This window comes from Micromonospora sp. NBRC 110037 (assembly GCF_001652995.1).
Taxonomy (GTDB): domain Bacteria; phylum Actinomycetota; class Actinomycetes; order Mycobacteriales; family Micromonosporaceae; genus Micromonospora; species Micromonospora chalcea.
The window spans coordinates 541,544-559,578 of record NZ_BBVA01000004.1 but is presented as its reverse complement, the minus strand read 5'-3'; the positions used below and the strand labels follow the sequence as shown (position 1 = coordinate 559,578).

Here is an 18,035-nt window from a genome sequence, read left to right as displayed (position 1 = left end):
CCGGGGCGCAGGGGTGGTCGATCTCCCCCGCGTGCGTCCGCGCGGTACGGTTCGGTCCCCCGTCCGGCAGGGGGACGTGGCAGGCTCGCAGGCGACGGGTCGGCGGGCGGCGCCGTGGGAGGAGCGGACACCGTGCATGTGGTGATCATGGGCTGCGGCCGGGTCGGGTCGACCCTGGCCCACAGCCTGGAGTCGCGCGGCCACTCGGTGGCGGTGATCGACCAGGACGCGGACGCGTTCCGCCGTCTCGGGCCGGACTTCGCCGGCATCACGGTGACCGGCGCGGGCTTCGACGGTGAGGTGCTGCGCCAGGCCGGCATCGAGCGGGCCGACGCGTTCGCGGCGGTCTCCAGCGGTGACAACTCCAACATCATCTCGGCCCGGCTGGCGCGGGAGACGTTCGGCGTGTCCCGGGTCGCGGCCCGCATCTACGACCAGCGCCGGGCGCAGGTCTACGAGCGGCTGGGCATCCCCACCGTGGCGACCGTCCGGTGGACGGCCGACCGGATGCTGCGCCACCTGGTCCCGGAGGGCAACGTGGAGATCTTCCGCGACCCGACCAGCACCGTGTCGATCATGGAGGTGCCGGTGCACAAGGACTGGATCGGCCGGCCGCTGCGGCAGCTGGAGCAGGCCGCCGGCGCCCGGGTGGCCTACCTGAACCGGTTCGGCATCGGCACCCTGCCCACCGCCTCCACCGTGGTGCAGGAGGGCGACCAGGTCTTCATGCTGGTGACCGACGACATCAACGGCCCGGTCACGTCGGTGGCGGCGGCGCCGCCGGAAGGGGGGCACTGAGCCATGCGGATCGCCATCGCCGGCGCCGGCAACGTGGGCCGCTCGATCGCCCAGGAGCTGATCGACAACGGCCACCAGGTGATGCTGATCGAGCGGCAGCCGAAGATGCTGCGGCCCGACCGGGTGCCCGCCGCCGACTGGGTGCTCGCCGACGCGTGCGAGCTGGCCAGCCTGGAGGAGGCCGACGTAGCCGGGTGCGACGTGGTCGTCGCGGCCACCGGCGACGACAAGGTCAACCTCGTGGTGTCGCTGCTGGCCAAGACCGAGTTCGCGGTGCCCCGCGTGGTGGCCCGGGTCAACCGGGCGGAGAACGAGTGGCTGTTCACCGAGCAGTGGGGCGTCGACGTCGCGGTCAGCAAGCCGCGCGTGATGGCGGCGCTGGTCGAGGAGGCGGTCACCGTCGGCGACCTGGTCCGGCTGATGACGTTCCGGCAGGGCGAGGCGAACCTGGTCGAGATCACCCTGCCGCCGACCGCGCCCTACGTGGGGCAGGCGATCCACGCGGTGCCGATCCCCCGGGACGCGGCGCTGGTGGCGATCGTGCGCGGCAAGCGGGTGCTGGTGCCCACCCCGGACGACCCGATCGAGGCCGGCGACGAGCTGGTGTTCGTCTGCACCGCCGCGGTGGAGGACGACGTACGCGCGGTGATCCTCGGCCCGGCCAGCGCGGACCGCCACCGTTCCTGAAGCGGCCTCAGGCGCCCGGGAGCGGGGTGGGCGCGCCCTCCCGGGTGACCCGGCGCACCACCCAGACGGTGATCAGCAGCAGCAGCGCGTACGGCGGGTAGCCCAGCGCGAGCCGGGCCACGCCCAGCGCGGTGTCCTGGTGGGCCAGGTAGAGCCCGGCCTGTACGCCGACTTTGGCCAGCCACACCACGCCCCACAGCACGGTGAGCTGGGTGAAGGTGCGGACCAGCCTGGGGTCGTCGCGCCACTCGGAGCGGCCCTTGGCGACCAGCACCGACCAGATCCAGCCGACCAGCGGCTGCCGGATCGCGGCCGAGAGCAGCAGCGCCAGGCCGTAGCCGATGCCGTAGAGGATGCCGGGCAGGTAGAAGTCGCGCTCGTCGCCGGTACGCAGGGCCAGCAGCGCGCCGATGCCGACGCCGAACAGGCCGTTCACCGCGTGCCGCACCGGCTTGCGCTGGGCCAGCCGCAGGCCGGCGATCAGCAGCGCCACCGCTACCGAGGCGTACACGGCGGGGCGCAGCTCGCCGATCACGTTGGCGACCACGAAGACCACCACCGGGATGCTCGACTCGACCAGCCCGCGCCATCCGCCGAGCTGGTCGGCCATCTGCTCGGCGAGGCTGGGCAGCCGCTCCTCGTCCTGCGGGCCGAGACCCGACGGGGTGTGCTGCTGTCCGGTCGTCACTTCGGCGACTCCAGCTCGTAGTACGGGTTGTAGATCACCTTGCGGTCGTCACGCACCGCCACCCGGCCGCGCGCGGTCAGGTGCCGGCCCGGCTCGATCCCGGCGATGTGCCGACGGCCCAGCCAGACCAGCGTGACGACGTCGGTGCCGTCGTAGAGGTCCGCCTCCAGCGTGGGCAGGTTCGTCCGCGGCGTGTAGACGACGGTGCGCAGCCGCCCGGCCACCGACACCACCTGGCCCCTGTTGCACTGGCGGGCCGGCGTGCCGCCGGACTCGGCGCTCTCCCGGCGCAGCTCCTGCGCCTCGATCTCGGCCTCGCTGGCGGTGAGCCGGTGCAGGAGCCGCCGCAGCGACCCCCGGCTCTCGTCGGTCGTCATGACCTCCGCGTCACCCTCTCCACAGCGGGGCCCCGCTGGTGGCGGAACCGTCCCGCCAGCGTACGCCGACACGGCCCGCCGGCGGGAGCGCCGTGGTACGCGTACCGCCGCCCGGGACGCCGGCACGCCGCGGGCCCGGCGCCGTTCGACGCCGGGCCCGGGCACGTGTGGATCAGACCTCCTGCTGCTCGGCGGCGGCCTGCTGCTCGGCGACCTCGCGGGGCAGCCGCAGCGGCAGCGGCTCGCGCACCGGCTTGGCCTCCTGCCCGCGGTCGACCACCAGGCCGTCCAGGCAGGCCGTCAGCGGCCCGGCGGTGGCCGCCTCGGTGGCCGCGAGGCCCTGGAAGACGCCGCGCACCATCCAGCGCGGGCCGTCGATGCCGACGAAGCGCAGGTCGGTCGGGCCGTCCGGGGTACGCACCCGGGCGCGCAGCTCGGGACCGCGCTCCCCGTCGACCTCCTGGACGGTGGCGCCGTCGGCGACGAGCGACTGGCGGATCTCCTCGCGCACCTCGTCCCAGATGCCCTCGGAGCGGGGCGCGGCGAAGACGCCGAGCTGCAGCGCGCTCTGCCCGTGCACCAGCACCACCTGCTGGATCACGCCCTGCGGGTCGGCCTGGACGCGCACCTCCACGTCCGGCACCGCCGGGATCTGGAGGCTGCCCAGGTCGAGCCGGGGCGCGTCGGGGGCCTCGCTGACGTCGTACGGCCCGCGGTCCGGCGCCGACGGGGTCTCCTCGGCGTCGAGGACCCCATTGTCACGCGCCTCGTCGGCCCGCTTCCGGGAGAAGATCACTGCGCCCACCCTCCGCTGTTCGCACTCACCCTGCCACCTCTTCGCTCTGCCCGCCGGACGGCGCCGGGACCAGGCCGGCGTGCCCGCCGGTGGACCCGTGCCCGCCCGTGCCACGCCGGGACGCGGGCAGCTCGGCCACCGGCCGGAACTCGGCCCGGGCGACCCGCTGGACCACCAGTTGCGCGATGCGGTCGCCCCGGCTGATCTTGGCTGGCGTGTCCCGATCGTGGTTGATCAGGTTGACCAGGATCTCACCCCGGTAGCCGGCGTCGACCGTACCGGGCGCGTTGAGCACCGTCACGCCGAGCCTCGCCGCCAGACCGGATCGGGGGTGGACCAGCCCGACGTACCCGTCGGGCAGCGCCACCGACACGCCGGTGGGCACCAGGGCCCGGCCGCCGGGGGGCAGCTCGACGTCCGCGGCGGCCACCAGGTCCGCGCCGGCGTCACCGGGATGGGCGTACGCCGGCAGCGGCAGCTCCGGGTCGAGCAGCCGCACGGGCACGGGTACGACGTCTGTCACGGTCATCCTCTTCCGTCCGGTCCTGCGGGGGTGCCCTGTCATCCTGCCGGTTGCCGGGCCCGCGACGCGCCGTACCCTCGTCAGTGTGCGTCAGTCGTCATCTCCGGCCGCGCCGCCGGCCACCGCCGCGCCGTACGCGGAGCGCCTCGGCCTGCCCTGGTGGGCCTGGCCGCTCGGGCTGGCCGCGGCCGCGCTGCTCGCGGTCGAGCTGTGGATGGGCGCGACCGGCGTCCGCGCCTGGCTGCCGTTCGTGCTGCTGATCCCCGCCGCGGTGGCCGCCCTGTGGTGGCTGGGCCGGATCCGGGTCGAGGTGCGCGACGGCGAGCTGCGGGTGGACGACGCCCACCTCCCGGTGCGGTACGTCGCGGACGTGGTGCCGCTGGACGCGGCCGGCCGGCGCGAGGTGCTCGGCGTCGGCTCCGACCCGCTGGCCTTCGTGGTGCAGCGTCCGTGGATCGACGGCGCCGTGCAGGTGGTGCTGGACGACCCGGAGGACCCGACCCCGTTCTGGGTGGTCAGCACCCGGCACCCGGTCCAGCTGGCGGCCGCCGTCCTGGCCGCCCGCGACGCGGCCTGATCCGACGCCGCCCCGAGGCGGCCTGACCCGGCGCCGCCCGCGAGCGGCCGGTCCGCCGCCGGTCAGGACGGCTTGTCCGGCAGTGCCCGGGCGGTCCGCCGCAGGTCCTTGCGCAGTTGCTCGCCGAGCGCGCGGGTGGCCCGGCGGTTGAGGTAGCCGGCCACGGCGGCGCCGGTCAGGAACGGCCCGAGCGTGGTGAGGTTGCGCCCGAATCGGCGCATCAGACTGTCCCGCAGCTCGCGGCGGGCGGCGGTGCCGAGCACCGCGCTCACTCCGACGCCCGGCATCATCGGGTTGACCCCGCGCTGGGTGGCCCAGGACTGCACCAGCGACACCGCGCGGCCGGCGCCGCCGGCCGGCAGCGGCACCCGGTGGACCTCGTGCAGCTCGCCGATGAGTTTCAGCTCGATCGCCACCACCGCGACCGTCTCGGCGGCCAGCAGGACGGGGGCGGAGAGCAGCGTGGGCGTCACCGCCCACTCGACAGCTGCCACTCCGCCGCCGGCCGCGCCGACCCCGGCGGTGGCCCGGGACGCGTTGCGGACCAGCCGGTCGGCGAGCGCGTCGTCGTCCAGGCCGGGGAAGTGCCGCCGCAGCGTGGCGAGGTCGCGGATCGGCACGTGCGGGGCGATCTCGGCGACCGTGTCGGTCATCCAGCGCACCGCCGCCCTCGGCTTGAACAGGTCGGTGATCCCCCGGGCGCGGGCCTGCCCGACCAGCCGGGTCAGCAGTTGCCGCCGGCGGGCCGGGGCGATGTCGTCGGCGGTCAGGGCGGCGACCGTCGCGCCGAGTTCCCCGGCGTCCGCGCCCGGCTCACCGGACGTCGAACCGGAGCCGGTAGTGGCCGCCGTCGCGGCGAGTTCGGTGGAGGCCGGCGGCACGGTGGAGCCGCCAGGTGCGGGCACGGCGGAGCCGGTCGGTGTCGCATCCGGCCCGGTCGGTGCCGGTCCCGCCGCTGGAGCCGGGGTCCGGTCGGCGCCGGTCCCCTCGCTGCGCTCGCTCACCCGTCCGCCCTCCTTGCTCCGCGCGGCGTGGCAGCCGCCCGTAACGAGTCAAGCAGCAACCGGCCACCGGCGCACGGCGGCGGCTCGAACAGCGGCGGCCCCGTCGAGGAGGCCGCCGCCGGTGTCCCCGGTCGGGATCAGACGCACTCGCGGCAGATCAGGTCGCCGTTGCGCTCGACCGCCAGCTGGCTGCGGTGGTGGACCAGGAAGCAGCGGGCGCACCGGAACTCGTCCTGCTGCATCGGAAGGACCTTGACCGTGAGCTCCTCGTCGGCCAGGTCGGCGCCGGGCAGCTCGAAGCTCTCGGCCACCTCGGCCTCGTCGACGTCCACGGCGCCCGACTGTGAGTCGACCCGCCGGGCCTTGAGCTCTTCGAGGCTGTCCTCGCCGAGGTCGACCTCGTCGCGACGCGGGGCGTCGTAGTCGGTGGCCATCGGTTTCACTCTCCAATATCGATATTGTCGCTGCCGGTTGTAACGCCGGACGACGCCGTTTCGGTTCCCCTGACCGGCCACCATCTCTGTCGGGCACCCGACCCGACGAGCGGTGGGCCGGGCTCGCCGGTGCGAAATGCCCCCGGTGAGCGCGGAACCTTACCCCCCCTGTGGGCGAGGCATGTATACCGCCCTCGCGGGGGAGATGTACGCCTCGGCGCCCGAAGTTGTTCCCAATGTGACTCAGGCGACACGAAGATAGGGGTAGTCCTACCGGTTCACCGCGTGGCGCGCCGGTATGTCGGACTGTTTCCACGCCTGGGCCGGACAACGGTTAACCTCAGCGGCGTACTGGACGGCCGACCGGTCGCGGCCCGACCGCGTCGCCCGCCACCACCCAATCACTGTCCGGGGAGCGCCCAGGATGAGTTTTGCGCGAGTGCGGGCACTCGTTGTCGTCGGACTGCTGGCGGTCGTCGCCCTGGTCGTCGTGGTCGTCGCCGTGTTGAAGGACAGTCAGGGCACAGCCGGTACGGCGGCCGCCTGCCCGGACGGCTGGCCGCTGGTCGACCTGCGGCTGCGGGAGCAGAAGGACGTCAAGATCAACGTCTACAACGCCACCGACGAGGCCGGCCGGGCCGGCAGCGTCGCGGACGACTTCCGCAACCGCAAGTTCCAGGTCAAGAAGGTCGGCAACGAGAAGAAGGCGTTCGACGGCGTGGCCGAGTTGCGGTTCGGGCCCAACGCCGTGGGGTCGGCGCACCTGCTGCGCGCGTACTTCCTGAACGAGGCCAGCCAGAAGTTCGACGCGAACCGCAAGGACGACGTGGTCGACGTGGTCCTGGGCAACCAGTTCCAGCAGCTCGCCACCACCACCGAGGTCAACCAGTCGCTCGGCGACCTGGGCGCCCCGCAGGCGCCGCCGGAGACCTGCCCGAAGCCGGTCGAGAAGTAGGCGGCCGGCGGCCCGACGACGCAGGGCGGTCCTCCTCCGGGAGGGCCGCCCTGTCGCGTGTGCGGGTCAGGTCACGGCCCGCCGGAGGCGTCCAGGTCGACCAGCCGGGCGTGCAGCGGCCCGTGCAGCGCTGGCGGCGCGGCGAGCACCAGGTCCGGTCCGGCCGGGCGGCCGGACAGGCCGGTCACCAGCAGCCCGGCCTCCCGGGCGACCAGCCCGCCGGCGGCCAGGTCCCAGTCGGCCAGGCCCTTCTCGTAGTACGCATCCACCCGCCCCTCGGCGGCCAGGCAGAGGTCGAGCGCGGCGGCGCCCATCCGGCGGATGTCCCGGATGTGCGGGATCAGCTCCGTCACCACCCGCGCCTGGTGGGCCCGGCGGCCGGCGTCGTAGCCGAAGCCGGTGGCCACGAGCGCCTGGCCGAGATCGGTCGCGGTCGAGCCGCTCAGCCGCTGCCCGTCGCGCCAGGCGCCGCCGCCGAGCGTCGCGGTCCACTCCTCGCCGGTGACGACGTTGCGGACCACCCCGGCGACCACCTCGCCGGCCACCTCAGCGGCCAGCGAGACCGCGCAGTAGGGCAGCCCGTACAGGTAGTTGACGGTGCCGTCGATCGGGTCGAGGATCCAGCGCACCCCGTCGGCGCCGGCGGGGCCGGTCTCCCCCGCGCCGTACTCCTCGCCCAGCACCGCGTCGCCCGGCCGCCGCTGCCCCAGCGCGGCCAGCACCTGCCGCTCCACCGCCCGGTCGGCGGCGGTGACCACGTCGGTCACCGTGCTCTTCGTCGCGGCCACCGAGACACCCTCGACCCGCATCCGGTACGCGGTGGCGGCGGCCTCCCGGGCCACCTCGACCGCGATCGTGAGCAACTCCCGCGCCGTAGGCGTCGCGGTGATCATGTTTGTCCCCTTCCCGCACGATCGGGACCGGCCCACCCGTGCGCGGGTATCATCCTTACAAAGTCCACATCTGCGCCGATTCGGCGGTCCCGGACCGCCGGTCCGCCGTGCGGCGCGGGATGATCGCGGCAGACGGCGTTACAATTCACCCTGCCCACGCGCCACGGACCGCCAGCGACCGGACGGCCCGGGACACGGGGGTCCTCAACGACTCGCCCGGCACGGCCGTCCCATGCTGCGCCGGACGACCCGGCCGTGCTCGCTCTTTTCGCCTCCGGAAGGTCTTCGTGACAGATCCCCGCCAGACCGGCGCCGACGTTCGCTCGCTCACCGACACCCTGATCGCCCACGCGCAGAGCGCCGGCGGTCAGCTCACGTCGGCCCAGCTCGCGCGCACCGTCGAGTCCGCTGAGGTGACCCCGGCCCAGGCCAAGAAGATCCTCCGCGCGCTCTCCGAGGCGGGCGTGACGGTGGTGGTGGACGGCTCGGCGAGCACCCGCCGCCGCGTCGCCGCCGCCCGGTCCGCCACCCCGGCCTCCCGCGCGACCACCGCCAAGACCACGAAGAAGGCCGCCGCGCCCGCCCCGAAGCAGGCGCCGGCCGCCGAGGAGGCGCCCGCCGCCCCGGCCCCCCGGAAGGCGACCGCGCGCAAGGCCACCACGGCCGACGTCGCCAAGGCCGCCGCCCCGGCGAAGGCCACCAAGGCGACCCGCGCCACCAAGGCCACGGTGGCCGCCAAGACCGCCGCGGCGAAGCCGGGGAAGGCCGGCGGCAAGGCGGAGGGCCCCGACGGCGAGATCGACCCGGAGGAGCTGGCCGCCGAGATCGAGGACGTGGTGGTCGAGGAGCCGGCCGAGCTGACCCAGGCCGCCGAGGCCGACGCGGCCAGCTCCGCCACCGACAACGACTTCGAGTGGGACGACGAGGAGTCCGAGGCGCTCAAGCAGGCGCGCCGGGACGCCGAGCTGACCGCCTCCGCCGACTCCGTGCGGGCGTACCTCAAGCAGATCGGCAAGGTTCCGCTGCTCAACGCCGAGCAGGAGGTCGAGCTGGCCAAGCGGATCGAGGCCGGCCTCTACGCCGCCGAGCGGCTGCGCGCCGCCGACGAGGGCGAGGAGAAGCTGGTCCGCGACCTGCAGCGCGACCTGATGTGGATCTCCCGGGACGGCGAGCGCGCCAAGAACCACCTGCTGGAGGCCAACCTCCGCCTGGTGGTCTCGCTGGCCAAGCGCTACACCGGTCGCGGCATGGCCTTCCTCGACCTCATCCAGGAAGGCAACCTCGGCCTCATCCGCGCCGTCGAGAAGTTCGACTACACCAAGGGCTACAAGTTCTCCACCTACGCCACCTGGTGGATCCGCCAGGCCATCACCCGCGCCATGGCCGACCAGGCCCGCACCATCCGCATCCCGGTGCACATGGTCGAGGTGATCAACAAGCTCGGCCGGATCCAGCGCGAGCTGCTCCAGGACCTGGGCCGCGAGCCCACCCCGGAGGAGCTGGCCAAGGAGATGGACATCACACCGGAGAAGGTGCTGGAGATCCAGCAGTACGCCCGGGAGCCCATCTCGCTCGACCAGACCATCGGTGACGAGGGTGACAGCCAGCTCGGCGACTTCATCGAGGACTCCGAGGCGGTCGTCGCCGTCGACGCGGTGTCGTTCTCGCTGCTGCAGGACCAGCTCCAGCAGGTCCTCCAGACGCTGTCCGAGCGTGAGGCGGGCGTGGTGCGCCTGCGCTTCGGCCTCACCGACGGTCAGCCGCGCACCCTGGACGAGATCGGTCAGGTGTACGGCGTGACCCGGGAACGCATCCGGCAGATCGAATCGAAGACCATGTCCAAGTTGCGGCACCCCTCGCGTTCCCAGGTGCTCCGCGACTACCTGGACTGACCGCGTACGTCAACAATTCGTGCCGGTTTGATCACCAGCCGTAGAACACTCATCAGTGATCGATCGGTTGCCTGTTTGTGATCGTTGACGTGGCACCCTTGGTGCACGGCACACTGTCCCCCACGCCATGTGTGACCTCGGTCCCCCGCGGGCACACAGGGAAGGCAGGGCCCGAGATGGGTGTTGCACGATAGGTGAGCAACCGAAGAGAGTGTTCATCGGTGACGACCAGAGGAGGAAGGCGATGACCCCGACCCTCACGCCGCCGCCCGAGACGGTGAGCCCCCCGGCCGCCGATGAACGGTGCGACCGCTGCAATGCTGCCGGCAAGCTCCGGATCACTCTGGCGGGTGGGAGTGAGCTGGTGTTCTGTGGGCACCACGCGAACAAGTACGCGGAGGATCTCGTGAAGATCACCGTGCGCTACGCGTCGGACCCGGAGTTCAGCTGGCGTGGCGCCGATCTCATGGCGAACTGAGGTCCGACAGGAAATCCACATCACGACATAACCGGCCGGAGGCACCCACACGGGTCGCCTCCGGCCGGTTTTTCGTGCCGGTGCCGCCTGCGCCGCCCGGTGTTAAGAAGGGGCCCCTGCTCTACCGGAGGCGTTAACAGGGGGCCCTTCCTTACAGGGTCTGCACGGTGGCGATGCGCTCTTCGAGCTGCTCGATCGTCGCCTGCGCGCTGGGTGGGCCGCCGCAGATCCGGCGCAGCTCGGCGTGGATCTTGCCGTGCGGCTGGCCGGTGTGGTGGTGCCGGGCGGCCACCAGAGCGTTCAGCTGCCGCCGTAGCGCCACCCGGCGCTGGGCGGCACTCATCGGTGGGGGCGCCGCCGCCGGGGCCGCAGCGGCCGGCTCAGCGGTCCGCTGGGCGGCCCGGCGCTTCTGCGCGGCGAGCTGCTCGGCCTGCCGCTTGGTCAGCAGCAGCGAGACCTGGTCGGCGGTGAGCAGACCGGGCAGGCCGAGATATTCCTCCTCCTCCGGCGTACCGGCCTGGGCGGCGGTGCCGAAGGACGCGCCGTCGAAGATGACCTGGTCCAGCTCGGCGGTCGCGGAGAGCGCGGCGAAGCGCTTCTCCAGCTCGCCGCTGGCGCCGTCGTCGCGCTGGGCGCGCTCCAGCAGGTCGTCGTCGAAGCCCTCGCGGTCCTTCGGCTTGCCGAGCACGTGGTCCCGCTCGGCCTCCATCTCGCTCGCCAGTCCCAGCAGGTGCGGCACGCTGGGCAGGAACACCGACGCGGTCTCGCCGGGACGGCGGGCCCGGACGAACCGGCCGATCGCCTGCGCGAAGTACAGCGGGGTGCTGGCACTCGTCGCGTACACGCCGACCGCGAGCCGGGGGATGTCGACGCCCTCGGACACCATCCGCACCGCGACCAGCCACCGTTGCTGCGAGGCGGCGAACGTCGCGATCCGCGCGGACGCGCCCTGGTCGTCGGAGAGCACCACGGCGGCCTTCTCACCGGTCACCTGCTCCAGCAGCTTCGCGTACGCGCGGGCCACCTGCTGGTCGCTGGCGATGACCAGGCCGCCCGCGTCGGGCATGCCGTTGTCGCGCAGCACGCTGAGCCGGGCGTCGGCGGCGCGCAGCACCTGCGGCATCCAGTCGCCGGCCGGGTCCAGCGCGGTACGCCACGCCTGGGCGATCAGGTCCTGCGTCATCGGCTCGCCGAGGCGGGCCGCCAGCTCCTCACCGGCGTTGGTGCGCCACCGGGTCTCCCCCGAGTACGCCAGGAACAGCACCGGCCGGACCACGCCCTCGCGCAGCGCGTCGGAGTAGCCGTAGACCGAGTCGGCGCGGGAGCGCAGCAGCCCGTCGCCGCCGCGCTCGTAGCTGACGAACGGGATCGGATTGTCGTCGGAGCGGAACGGCGTGCCGGTGAGCATCAGCCGGCGTACCGCGGGCTCGAAGGCCGCCTTGACGCCGTCGCCCCAGGTACGCGAGTCGCCGGCGTGGTGGATCTCGTCGAGGATGACCAGCGTGCGTCGGGTCATGGTGCGCCGCCGGTGCACCTGCGGCGCCATGCCCACCTGCGCGTACGTGACCACCGCGCCGTGGAAGTCGGCGGCGGAGTGCAGGTCGGCGTTGCGGAACGCGGCGTCGAGCTGGATGCCGACCCGGGCGGCGGCCTGCGCCCACTGGGTCTTCAGGTGCTCGGTCGGCGCGACCACGGTGACCGCCTCGACGGTGCCGTCGGCGAGCAGCTCGGCGGCGATGCGCAGCGCGAACGTGGTCTTACCGGCGCCGGGCGTGGCGACCGCGGTGAAGTCCTCGGTCCGGCGGCGCAGGTATTCCACGAGCGCCTTGCGTTGCCAGGCGCGCAGGGGCGGGAACGTGTCGAGCGCCGGCATCCGCGGTGGCACGCGTAGCTCCTCTCCGCCGCGGACGGCGGCGGGCCCGACCGGGGCCACGGGAGCCGCCGCCCATGAAAACGCCCTCGCGCATCCGGTGCCGCGAAGGCGGACTCAGCATAACCAGCGCGGGCCGTACGCCCCACTCGACGCCACGCCTGTCACATCCGCCCACCCCGGTGGGAAGCGGGTCAGGGCAGTGGTCCCCGGGTGCCGGTGCGCGGCGGCCGCAGCGTCGCCACCGGCGCGGACCAGCGCCGGCGCAGCGCGATCAGGCGCAGCCCGAACACGAGCAGGGCGGCGGCGGTGAGCGGCACGGCGGTCGCCTGTCCGGACGCCGACAGCAGCGCCACGGTGACCGCGCCGGCGAGCGCGGCGAGGGCGTAGATCTCCCGGCGCAGCACCACCGGGATCTCGCCGGTGAGCAGGTCGCGGCCCAGCCCGCCACCGATCGCGGTGAGCATGCCGATCATGCAGGCGCCGACCGGGGGCACGGCGGCGTCGAGGGCCTTGAGCGTGCCGATGACGGTGAACAGGCCGAGGCCGGCGGCGTCGAGCACCAGCACCGTGGTGCGCAGCCGGGCGAGCTGCGGGTGAAGCCAGAACACGGCGGCGGCGGTGACGGACGCGGTGGCGGCGTACCGCCAGTCGGCGAACGCCAGCGGGGGCACCTCGTCGATCGCCAGGTCACGGAAGATTCCTCCGCCGAGCGCGGCGACCACGCCGACGAAGACGACGCCGAACAGGTCGAGCCGTTTCGCCACCGCCGCGGAGGCGCCGGAGGCGGCGAAGACCGCCACGCCGGTGAGGTCGGCGACAAGCAGGGCGGTGGAGGTGGTCACCGCCGCAGGTTACGTCGAGGGGCGGCGGAGCCGCCCGCTGTCACTCGGCGTACGAGTCGTAGATCTCCTTGCACTTCGGGCACACCGGCGAGCCGGGCTTGGCCGCCTTGGTGACCGGGAACGTCTCGCCGCAGAGCGCGACCACGAAGGTGCCCATGACGGCACTCTCAGCGATCTTCTCCTTACGGACGTAGTGGAACATCTCCGGACCAGTGTCCGCGTCCTTCAGCTCGGGACGCTCGAGAACCTCTGTGCTCACGACTCCACCTCCGGCGTTCCAGTTTTCCAGGTCGGTCCGTCCTGGTCCACCTGGGCCCCGGGCGGGAGCGGGCCGTACGGTAGCCGACGTGACCAACTTTCACATCAGTCTCGGTAGTGAGGTGGCCGACGCCCTGCGCGACGGCCGCCCGGTCGTGGCGTTGGAGAGCACGATCGTCTCGCACGGGCTGCCCCGGCCGGACAACCTGCGCGTGGCGCGCGAGATCGAGCAGGCGGTACGGGACGCGGGCGCGGTGCCGGCCACCATCGGCATGGTCGCCGGCGAGTTGCGGGTGGGGCTGGACGACGCCCAGCTCACCCGCCTCGCCACCGTCGACGGCGTGAGCAAGCTCTCGGTCCGCGACCTGGCCCCGGCGGCGGCCACCGGCGCGGACGGCGCCACCACCGTCGCGGCCACCAGCGCGGTCGCGGCGGCGGCCGGGATCGGCGTGTTCGCCACCGGCGGGCTCGGCGGCGTGCACCGGGAGGCGGCGCAGACGTTCGACGAGTCGGCGGACCTGGTCACGCTGGCCCGGACCCCGATCGCGGTGGTCTGCGCCGGGGTGAAGTCGATCCTCGACGTGGGCGCCACGCTGGAGCGGCTGGAGACGCTCGGGGTGGGCGTGGTCGGCTACCGCACCCGCCGCTTCCCCGGCTTCTACCTCACCGACGCCGGCTTCGACCTGGACTGGTCGGTCGAGTCGCCGGAGCAGGTGGCGGACGTGCTGGCCGCCCGCGCGGCGCACGGCGTGCACCACGGCGGCCTGGTGGTGGCCAACCCGCTGCCCGCCGACGAGCAGCTCGACCCGGCGCTGCACGACCGGACGCTCGCCGAAGGGCTGGCCGCGCTGGCCCGCGAGGGGATCACCGGCAAGGCGGTCACCCCGTTCCTGCTGTCGCACTTCCACTCGGCGACCGAGGGCGCCAGCCTGGCGGTGAACGTCCGGATCATCCTGCGCAACGCCGACCTCGCGGCCCGGATCGCGGTCGCCGCGGCGACCCGTCGCGCCCCATGAGCGCCACGCCGCGCATCGTCGTCGTCGGCGACGTGATCACCGACGTGCTCGCGGTGCTGTCCGGGCCGCTCGCGACCGGCTCGGACACCGCGGCCGGGATCCGGTTCAGCGGCGGCGGGCAGGCGGCGAACACCGCGGCCTGGCTCGCCGGGCAGGGCGCGGCGGTGACGCTGGTCGCCGCCGTCGGCGACGACGAGACCGGCCGGGAACGGGTGGCCGAGCTGACCCGGATCGGTGTGGACTGCGCGGTGGAGCGGCACGAGGGCTACCCGACCGGCACCGTCATCGTGCTCGCCCACGACGGGGAGCGCACGATGATCAGTCAGCGGGGCGCGAACCTGCGGCTGACCGCCGCGCACGTGGACGCGGCGCTGGCCGCCGCGCCCGACGCCGGGCATCTGCACCTGTCCGCGTACACCCTGTTGGACGTCGGGTCGCGCGGCGCCGGCCTGCGCGCGCTGGCCACGGCCCGCGAGCGCGGGCTGACCGTCAGCGTCGACGCGGCGTCCGCGGCGCCGCTGCGGCGCGTCGGCGGGGCGTTCCTGACCTGGGTACGCGACGTCGACCTGCTGCTGGTCAACACGGACGAGGCGACGGTGCTGGCCGGCGGGCTGGACCCGGCGGCGCAGGCGCGGGCGCTGACCGCGGTGGCGCACCGGGTGGTGGTCAAGCGCGGCGCGGCGGGCGCGGTGTGGGTGGAGCGCGGCGGTGTGGTGGAGTTCGCGCCGGCACCCGGGGTGGACGTGGTGGACGTGACCGGAGCCGGGGACGCGTTCGCCGCCGGGCTGCTCACCGCGTGGCTGGCCGGCGCCGACCCGCGCGCCGCGCTGGCCCGCGCCGGTGACCTGGGCGCGCTCGCCGTGACGACGGTGGGCGCCCGCCCGGCGCCCTGACGGCGGTGGCCGGTCCGGGCGGGTGCTCCGCCCGGGCCGGTCAGGGCTCGGCGTCGATGATCTTGTGCGGGTTCTCCTCGGCGGTGAGGGCGGTGGGTGCGGGCTCCTCGCGGCGCCGGTTCTGGAACCGGTTCGCCAGCCGGTGCTCCTCCTTGGGCGGACGGTCGTTGGCGAGCAGCACGGCGAGCCAGGGCACGAGCACCATGCCGAGCGCGCACAGCGGCAGCCAGAGCCAGAGCAGCGGTGCCTTCGCGCCGACCAGGATCGCGCCCGCCACCAGACACGCGACCCGGATGGCCATCATCAGCACGTAACGCTTCTGCCGGCTGTTGAGCTGGTCGTCCTGGCTGCGCGGGGCGTCGGTGATCAGGATCGGCTGGTACGCCTGACGCTTCACCACGGACCTCCTACGAGGGGATACGGCCCATCCTGTCACTCCGGACGGATGATCGGCGAAATTCGTGACGAGCGGTCGCGTGTTACGTGGGTGGTACGCTTCGATCCGTGGCCAACCGGTTCAGCTTCACCGACGAGGCGCTGGCGAACCTGCGGGTCTACGACGTCACACCCGGGGAAGTCTGGGAGGCCCTGCACAGCAGGCACCGGGTCATCCGGCACCTCGGTGACGACGTGATGGTGGTCTACGCCACCGAGCACCGCGGCCGGCGACTCGCCGTGCTGCTGGCCGAGGCCGACGGCACCGACAACGACTGGGACATCCTCTCCGCCCGCGAACTGAGCGACGTCGAGGCCAAGCGCTACGACGAGGCGGTGCGGAACTCACGCCGACGAGGAGGCGGTCACGATGCACCGTGACGAGGCGACCAAGCGGTTCCACGCCGGGGGCGACACGTTCGCCGACCTGATCGACGACACGTCACCGGCCCAACTGCCCACCCCCGACACCGACGTGCCGATGGTCAGCCGGTCGGTCCGGCTGCCGCTGGAGACGTACGAGCGCGTCCGCGCCGCCGCCGACGCGCGCGGCATCGGCGTGACCACGCTGATGCGGCAGTGGATCGAGGCCGGCCTGGCCGACCTGGACGACTCGGCCACCGTCTCGCTGGCCGACGTACGCCGCGCGCTGGCCTCGCTGTCCCGCCCGACCGCCGCCTGACGACTCACGCCTCGGGGCCACCCTCGCCGAGCGCCTCCCGCCCGATCGGCGAGGCGGAGGACTCCGGCGGCCGGTGCCAGGCCCGGCGGGCGTCGGCGAACGCGACGAGCGCCAGCAGGACGGCCACCGCGCCGAGCGCGAACATCGCCGGCACGGCCACCAGCGCGGGCAGGAGCAGCACCAGGGCCAGCAGCCCGGCCAGCCGGGGGCGGGACACCCGGCCGAAGATCTCGTACTCGAACCGGGAGCGGGCGGCCAGGAACAGCGCCGGACCGCCCACCACGAAGACCAGCCAGTCGGGCCGGGCCGTGTCGTACGGGTGGGCGATGACCAACTCGTAGCCGACCGCCGCGCCGATCACCCCGAGCACCATGAACAGGTGGGTCTGCGCCGCCGACTCGGCCAGCCGTCCCGGCGTGCCGGCCGTCCGCAGCGCCTGCGCGAGCAGGTGACCGGCCCGGTAGAAGTAGATCCGCCAGAGCAACGCCGTGATCACGAACGAGATCGCGAACGCCACCGCGGCGTCGCCGGAGAACTCCTTCCCGCTGTAGGTCACGCCGATCACCAGGATCGACTCGCCGAGCGCGATGAGGAAGATCTGCTGGTAGCGCTCGGCGAGGTGCTCCCCGGCGACGAGCCACTGCCGGACCCGCGAGGCCCCGAGCCGGGGCAGCGGCCAGCCCAGGAGCGTGCCGAGATGGTCCACCGCCAGCGCGACGACCCACAGCGCCAGGCGCGGACCGGGCATCAGCGCGCCGGCGAGCCAGAGCGGGGCGCTGAATCCCGCCCAGGCGGCCAGCCGCAGCGGGACCATGCGGCGCGGATGCCCCCGCAGCGCCACCGCGATCAACAGCGGCCGGCCGACCATCACCGCGACGTACGCGAGCGCGAACGGCAGCGCCCGTTCCTCCAGCGCCCGGGGCAGCGTCACCCCCAGCACCAGGCTGCCGAACATGGTGCCGACCACCACGACCTGGATGACCGTGCGCTCCGGCTCGTACCGGCTGGTCACCCAGGTGGTGAGGGTCCAGACCTGCCAGAGCACCAGGAACAGCAGCAGGGTCTTGCCCACGTCGGCGGCCACCGCACCGGCCGAGCCGTCGAGCCCGTCGATCAGGCGCTGCGAGACCCGGGTCAGCGCGAACACGAAGACCAGGTCGAAGAAGAGCTCCAGGAAGGTGGCCCGGCCGGGGCTGGACGCGGTACGCAGCAGCGCCCCGCCCCGCTGCTCGGTCATCGTCCGCCCCCGTCCCCCGTCCTGGCAACAAACGACAGGGGCGGCGGGCCGGTTGCGGCGGCGGGCGGCGGATCAGCCCTTCGCGGCCTTCGCCTCCGCCTTCATCCGCTGCTTGAACTCGCGTACCCGGCGCAGCGACTCCGGATCGGTCACGTCCGCCACCGACCGGTGGGCGTCCGCGTCGCCGTAGTCACCGGCCGCCTCGCGCCAGCCGTCCGGAGTGACTCCGAACCGCTTCCCGAGCAGCGCGACGAAGATCTGCGCCTTCTGCCGGCCGAACCCGGGCAGCTCGCCGACCCGGCGCAGCAGTTCCCGCCCGTCGGCCACATCCGACCAGAGCCGGGCCGGGTCGCCGTCGTAGCGCTCGACGAGCATCCGGCACACCTCCTGCACGCGGGCCGCCATCGCCTTCGGGAAGCGGTGCAGCGCCGGCGGCCGGGCGAAGAGCTCCACCAGCGCCTCCGGGTCGTACCCGGCCAGTTCCGCGGCGTCCGGCTCGTGGCCGAGCCGCTGCGCCAGCACGTACGGGGAGGAGAACGCTTTCTCCATCGGCACCTGCTGGTCCAGCACCATGCCGAGGAGCAGGGCCAGCGGGCTGCGCGCCAGCAGTTCGTTGGCCTGCGGGTCGATGGGCAGGGAGAGCGTCATAGGGACCATAGTGCCGTCCCGCCCGGCGGTCGGGGCGCCGACTCCCCGA

At 73.8% G+C, this 18,035-nt stretch carries 23 protein-coding genes; 10 read left to right on the top strand and 13 right to left on the bottom strand.

From position 1 onward, the window contains the following. Window positions 1–132: 132 nt before the first annotated feature. Both A4R25_RS15575 and A4R25_RS15570 read left to right on the top strand, forming a co-directional pair. Window positions 133–798, top strand: a complete 666-nt coding sequence (locus A4R25_RS15575) for a TrkA family potassium uptake protein (RefSeq protein ID WP_043325668.1) — start codon at window positions 133–135, stop codon at window positions 796–798. Between the two features lie 3 nt (window positions 799–801). After that, on the top strand, window positions 802–1,485 hold the full coding sequence (locus A4R25_RS15570; RefSeq protein ID WP_043325670.1) for a TrkA family potassium uptake protein: 684 nt from the start codon (window positions 802–804) through the stop codon (window positions 1,483–1,485). Window positions 1,486–1,492: 7 nt separating this feature from the next. Here A4R25_RS15570 and A4R25_RS15565 read toward each other — a convergent pair whose 3' ends face one another. From A4R25_RS15565 to dut, 4 genes are all read right to left on the bottom strand, one after another. Continuing rightward, window positions 1,493–2,173: a DUF3159 domain-containing protein gene (locus A4R25_RS15565; protein ID WP_043325672.1), complete on the bottom strand. Its 681-nt coding sequence runs from the start codon at window positions 2,171–2,173 to the stop codon at window positions 1,493–1,495. Beyond that, window positions 2,170–2,550, bottom strand: a complete 381-nt coding sequence (locus A4R25_RS15560) for an OB-fold nucleic acid binding domain-containing protein (protein ID WP_043325675.1) — start codon at window positions 2,548–2,550, stop codon at window positions 2,170–2,172. The genes A4R25_RS15565 and A4R25_RS15560 overlap by 4 nt, the downstream gene beginning before the upstream one ends. 172 nt (window positions 2,551–2,722) lie before the next feature. Then, on the bottom strand, window positions 2,723–3,346 hold the full coding sequence (locus tag A4R25_RS15555) for a DUF3710 domain-containing protein (RefSeq protein WP_043325677.1): 624 nt from the start codon (window positions 3,344–3,346) through the stop codon (window positions 2,723–2,725). Between the two features lie 25 nt (window positions 3,347–3,371). Further along, window positions 3,372–3,869, bottom strand: a complete 498-nt coding sequence (gene dut, locus A4R25_RS15550) for a dUTP diphosphatase (protein WP_030502984.1) — start codon at window positions 3,867–3,869, stop codon at window positions 3,372–3,374. A gap of 85 nt (window positions 3,870–3,954) precedes the next feature. Here dut and A4R25_RS15545 point away from each other — a divergent pair, with 85 nt between their 5' ends. Then, window positions 3,955–4,446: a DUF3093 domain-containing protein gene (locus A4R25_RS15545; RefSeq protein WP_064447141.1), complete on the top strand. Its 492-nt coding sequence runs from the start codon at window positions 3,955–3,957 to the stop codon at window positions 4,444–4,446. A 62-nt stretch (window positions 4,447–4,508) separates the two neighbouring features. Here A4R25_RS15545 and A4R25_RS15540 read toward each other — a convergent pair whose 3' ends face one another. Then, a complete protein-coding gene (locus A4R25_RS15540) occupies window positions 4,509–5,450 on the bottom strand; it encodes a hypothetical protein (RefSeq protein WP_373888006.1) in 942 nt (313 codons plus the stop codon). Between the two features lie 137 nt (window positions 5,451–5,587). After that, window positions 5,588–5,884 (bottom strand): DUF4193 domain-containing protein, encoded by a 297-nt coding sequence (locus tag A4R25_RS15535; RefSeq protein WP_013284790.1) that lies wholly within the window; start codon window positions 5,882–5,884, stop codon window positions 5,588–5,590. Window positions 5,885–6,323: 439 nt separating this feature from the next. Between A4R25_RS15535 and A4R25_RS15530 the strand changes: the two genes are divergently transcribed. After that, a complete protein-coding gene (locus A4R25_RS15530; protein WP_181373764.1) occupies window positions 6,324–6,839 on the top strand; it encodes a LytR C-terminal domain-containing protein in 516 nt (171 codons plus the stop codon). A 71-nt stretch (window positions 6,840–6,910) separates the two neighbouring features. Here the strand turns inward: A4R25_RS15530 and A4R25_RS15525 are convergent, their stop codons facing one another. After that, window positions 6,911–7,732, bottom strand: a complete 822-nt coding sequence (locus A4R25_RS15525; protein ID WP_064447139.1) for an inositol monophosphatase family protein — start codon at window positions 7,730–7,732, stop codon at window positions 6,911–6,913. A gap of 287 nt (window positions 7,733–8,019) precedes the next feature. Between A4R25_RS15525 and A4R25_RS15520 the strand changes: the two genes are divergently transcribed. Beyond that, window positions 8,020–9,624, top strand: a complete 1,605-nt coding sequence (locus tag A4R25_RS15520) for an RNA polymerase sigma factor (RefSeq protein ID WP_064447138.1) — start codon at window positions 8,020–8,022, stop codon at window positions 9,622–9,624. A gap of 244 nt (window positions 9,625–9,868) precedes the next feature. Then, on the top strand, window positions 9,869–10,102 hold the full coding sequence (locus A4R25_RS15515) for a hypothetical protein (protein WP_013284786.1): 234 nt from the start codon (window positions 9,869–9,871) through the stop codon (window positions 10,100–10,102). 151 nt (window positions 10,103–10,253) lie between these two features. Here the strand turns inward: A4R25_RS15515 and A4R25_RS15510 are convergent, their stop codons facing one another. The 3 genes from A4R25_RS15510 to A4R25_RS15500 form a co-directional block, all read right to left on the bottom strand. Continuing rightward, entirely contained in the window at window positions 10,254–11,975 is a 1,722-nt protein-coding gene (locus A4R25_RS15510; protein WP_043325686.1) for a DEAD/DEAH box helicase, read from the bottom strand. 191 nt (window positions 11,976–12,166) lie between these two features. Further along, window positions 12,167–12,817, bottom strand: a complete 651-nt coding sequence (locus tag A4R25_RS15505; RefSeq protein ID WP_043325688.1) for a trimeric intracellular cation channel family protein — start codon at window positions 12,815–12,817, stop codon at window positions 12,167–12,169. 40 nt (window positions 12,818–12,857) lie between these two features. Further along, window positions 12,858–13,076, bottom strand: coding sequence for a DUF3039 domain-containing protein (locus A4R25_RS15500; protein WP_030502976.1), 219 nt, complete (start codon window positions 13,074–13,076; stop codon window positions 12,858–12,860). Window positions 13,077–13,164: 88 nt separating this feature from the next. Between A4R25_RS15500 and A4R25_RS15495 the strand changes: the two genes are divergently transcribed. Together A4R25_RS15495 and A4R25_RS15490 are read left to right on the top strand one after the other, a co-directional pair. Further along, the gene (locus A4R25_RS15495; RefSeq protein ID WP_043325690.1) at window positions 13,165–14,091 is read left to right on the top strand and encodes a pseudouridine-5'-phosphate glycosidase; all 927 of its coding nucleotides are present in this window, start codon (window positions 13,165–13,167) and stop codon (window positions 14,089–14,091) included. After that, on the top strand, window positions 14,088–14,984 hold the full coding sequence (locus tag A4R25_RS15490) for a carbohydrate kinase family protein (protein ID WP_064447137.1): 897 nt from the start codon (window positions 14,088–14,090) through the stop codon (window positions 14,982–14,984). Before A4R25_RS15495 ends, A4R25_RS15490 begins: the two co-directional genes overlap by 4 nt. A gap of 40 nt (window positions 14,985–15,024) precedes the next feature. Here the strand turns inward: A4R25_RS15490 and A4R25_RS15485 are convergent, their stop codons facing one another. Beyond that, entirely contained in the window at window positions 15,025–15,381 is a 357-nt protein-coding gene (locus tag A4R25_RS15485; RefSeq protein ID WP_013284780.1) for a DUF3099 domain-containing protein, read from the bottom strand. 107 nt (window positions 15,382–15,488) lie between these two features. Here A4R25_RS15485 and A4R25_RS15480 point away from each other — a divergent pair, with 107 nt between their 5' ends. Further along, window positions 15,489–15,800, top strand: a complete 312-nt coding sequence (locus A4R25_RS15480) for a hypothetical protein (RefSeq protein WP_043325691.1) — start codon at window positions 15,489–15,491, stop codon at window positions 15,798–15,800. Then, window positions 15,790–16,101, top strand: coding sequence for a hypothetical protein (locus A4R25_RS15475; RefSeq protein ID WP_030502972.1), 312 nt, complete (start codon window positions 15,790–15,792; stop codon window positions 16,099–16,101). Before A4R25_RS15480 ends, A4R25_RS15475 begins: the two co-directional genes overlap by 11 nt. 4 nt (window positions 16,102–16,105) lie before the next feature. Here the strand turns inward: A4R25_RS15475 and A4R25_RS15470 are convergent, their stop codons facing one another. Further along, entirely contained in the window at window positions 16,106–17,338 is a 1,233-nt protein-coding gene (locus A4R25_RS15470; RefSeq protein WP_064447136.1) for a low temperature requirement protein A, read from the bottom strand. Between the two features lie 72 nt (window positions 17,339–17,410). Then, window positions 17,411–17,995, bottom strand: a complete 585-nt coding sequence (locus A4R25_RS15465) for an HhH-GPD-type base excision DNA repair protein (protein WP_064447135.1) — start codon at window positions 17,993–17,995, stop codon at window positions 17,411–17,413. Window positions 17,996–18,035: the final 40 nt, after the last annotated feature.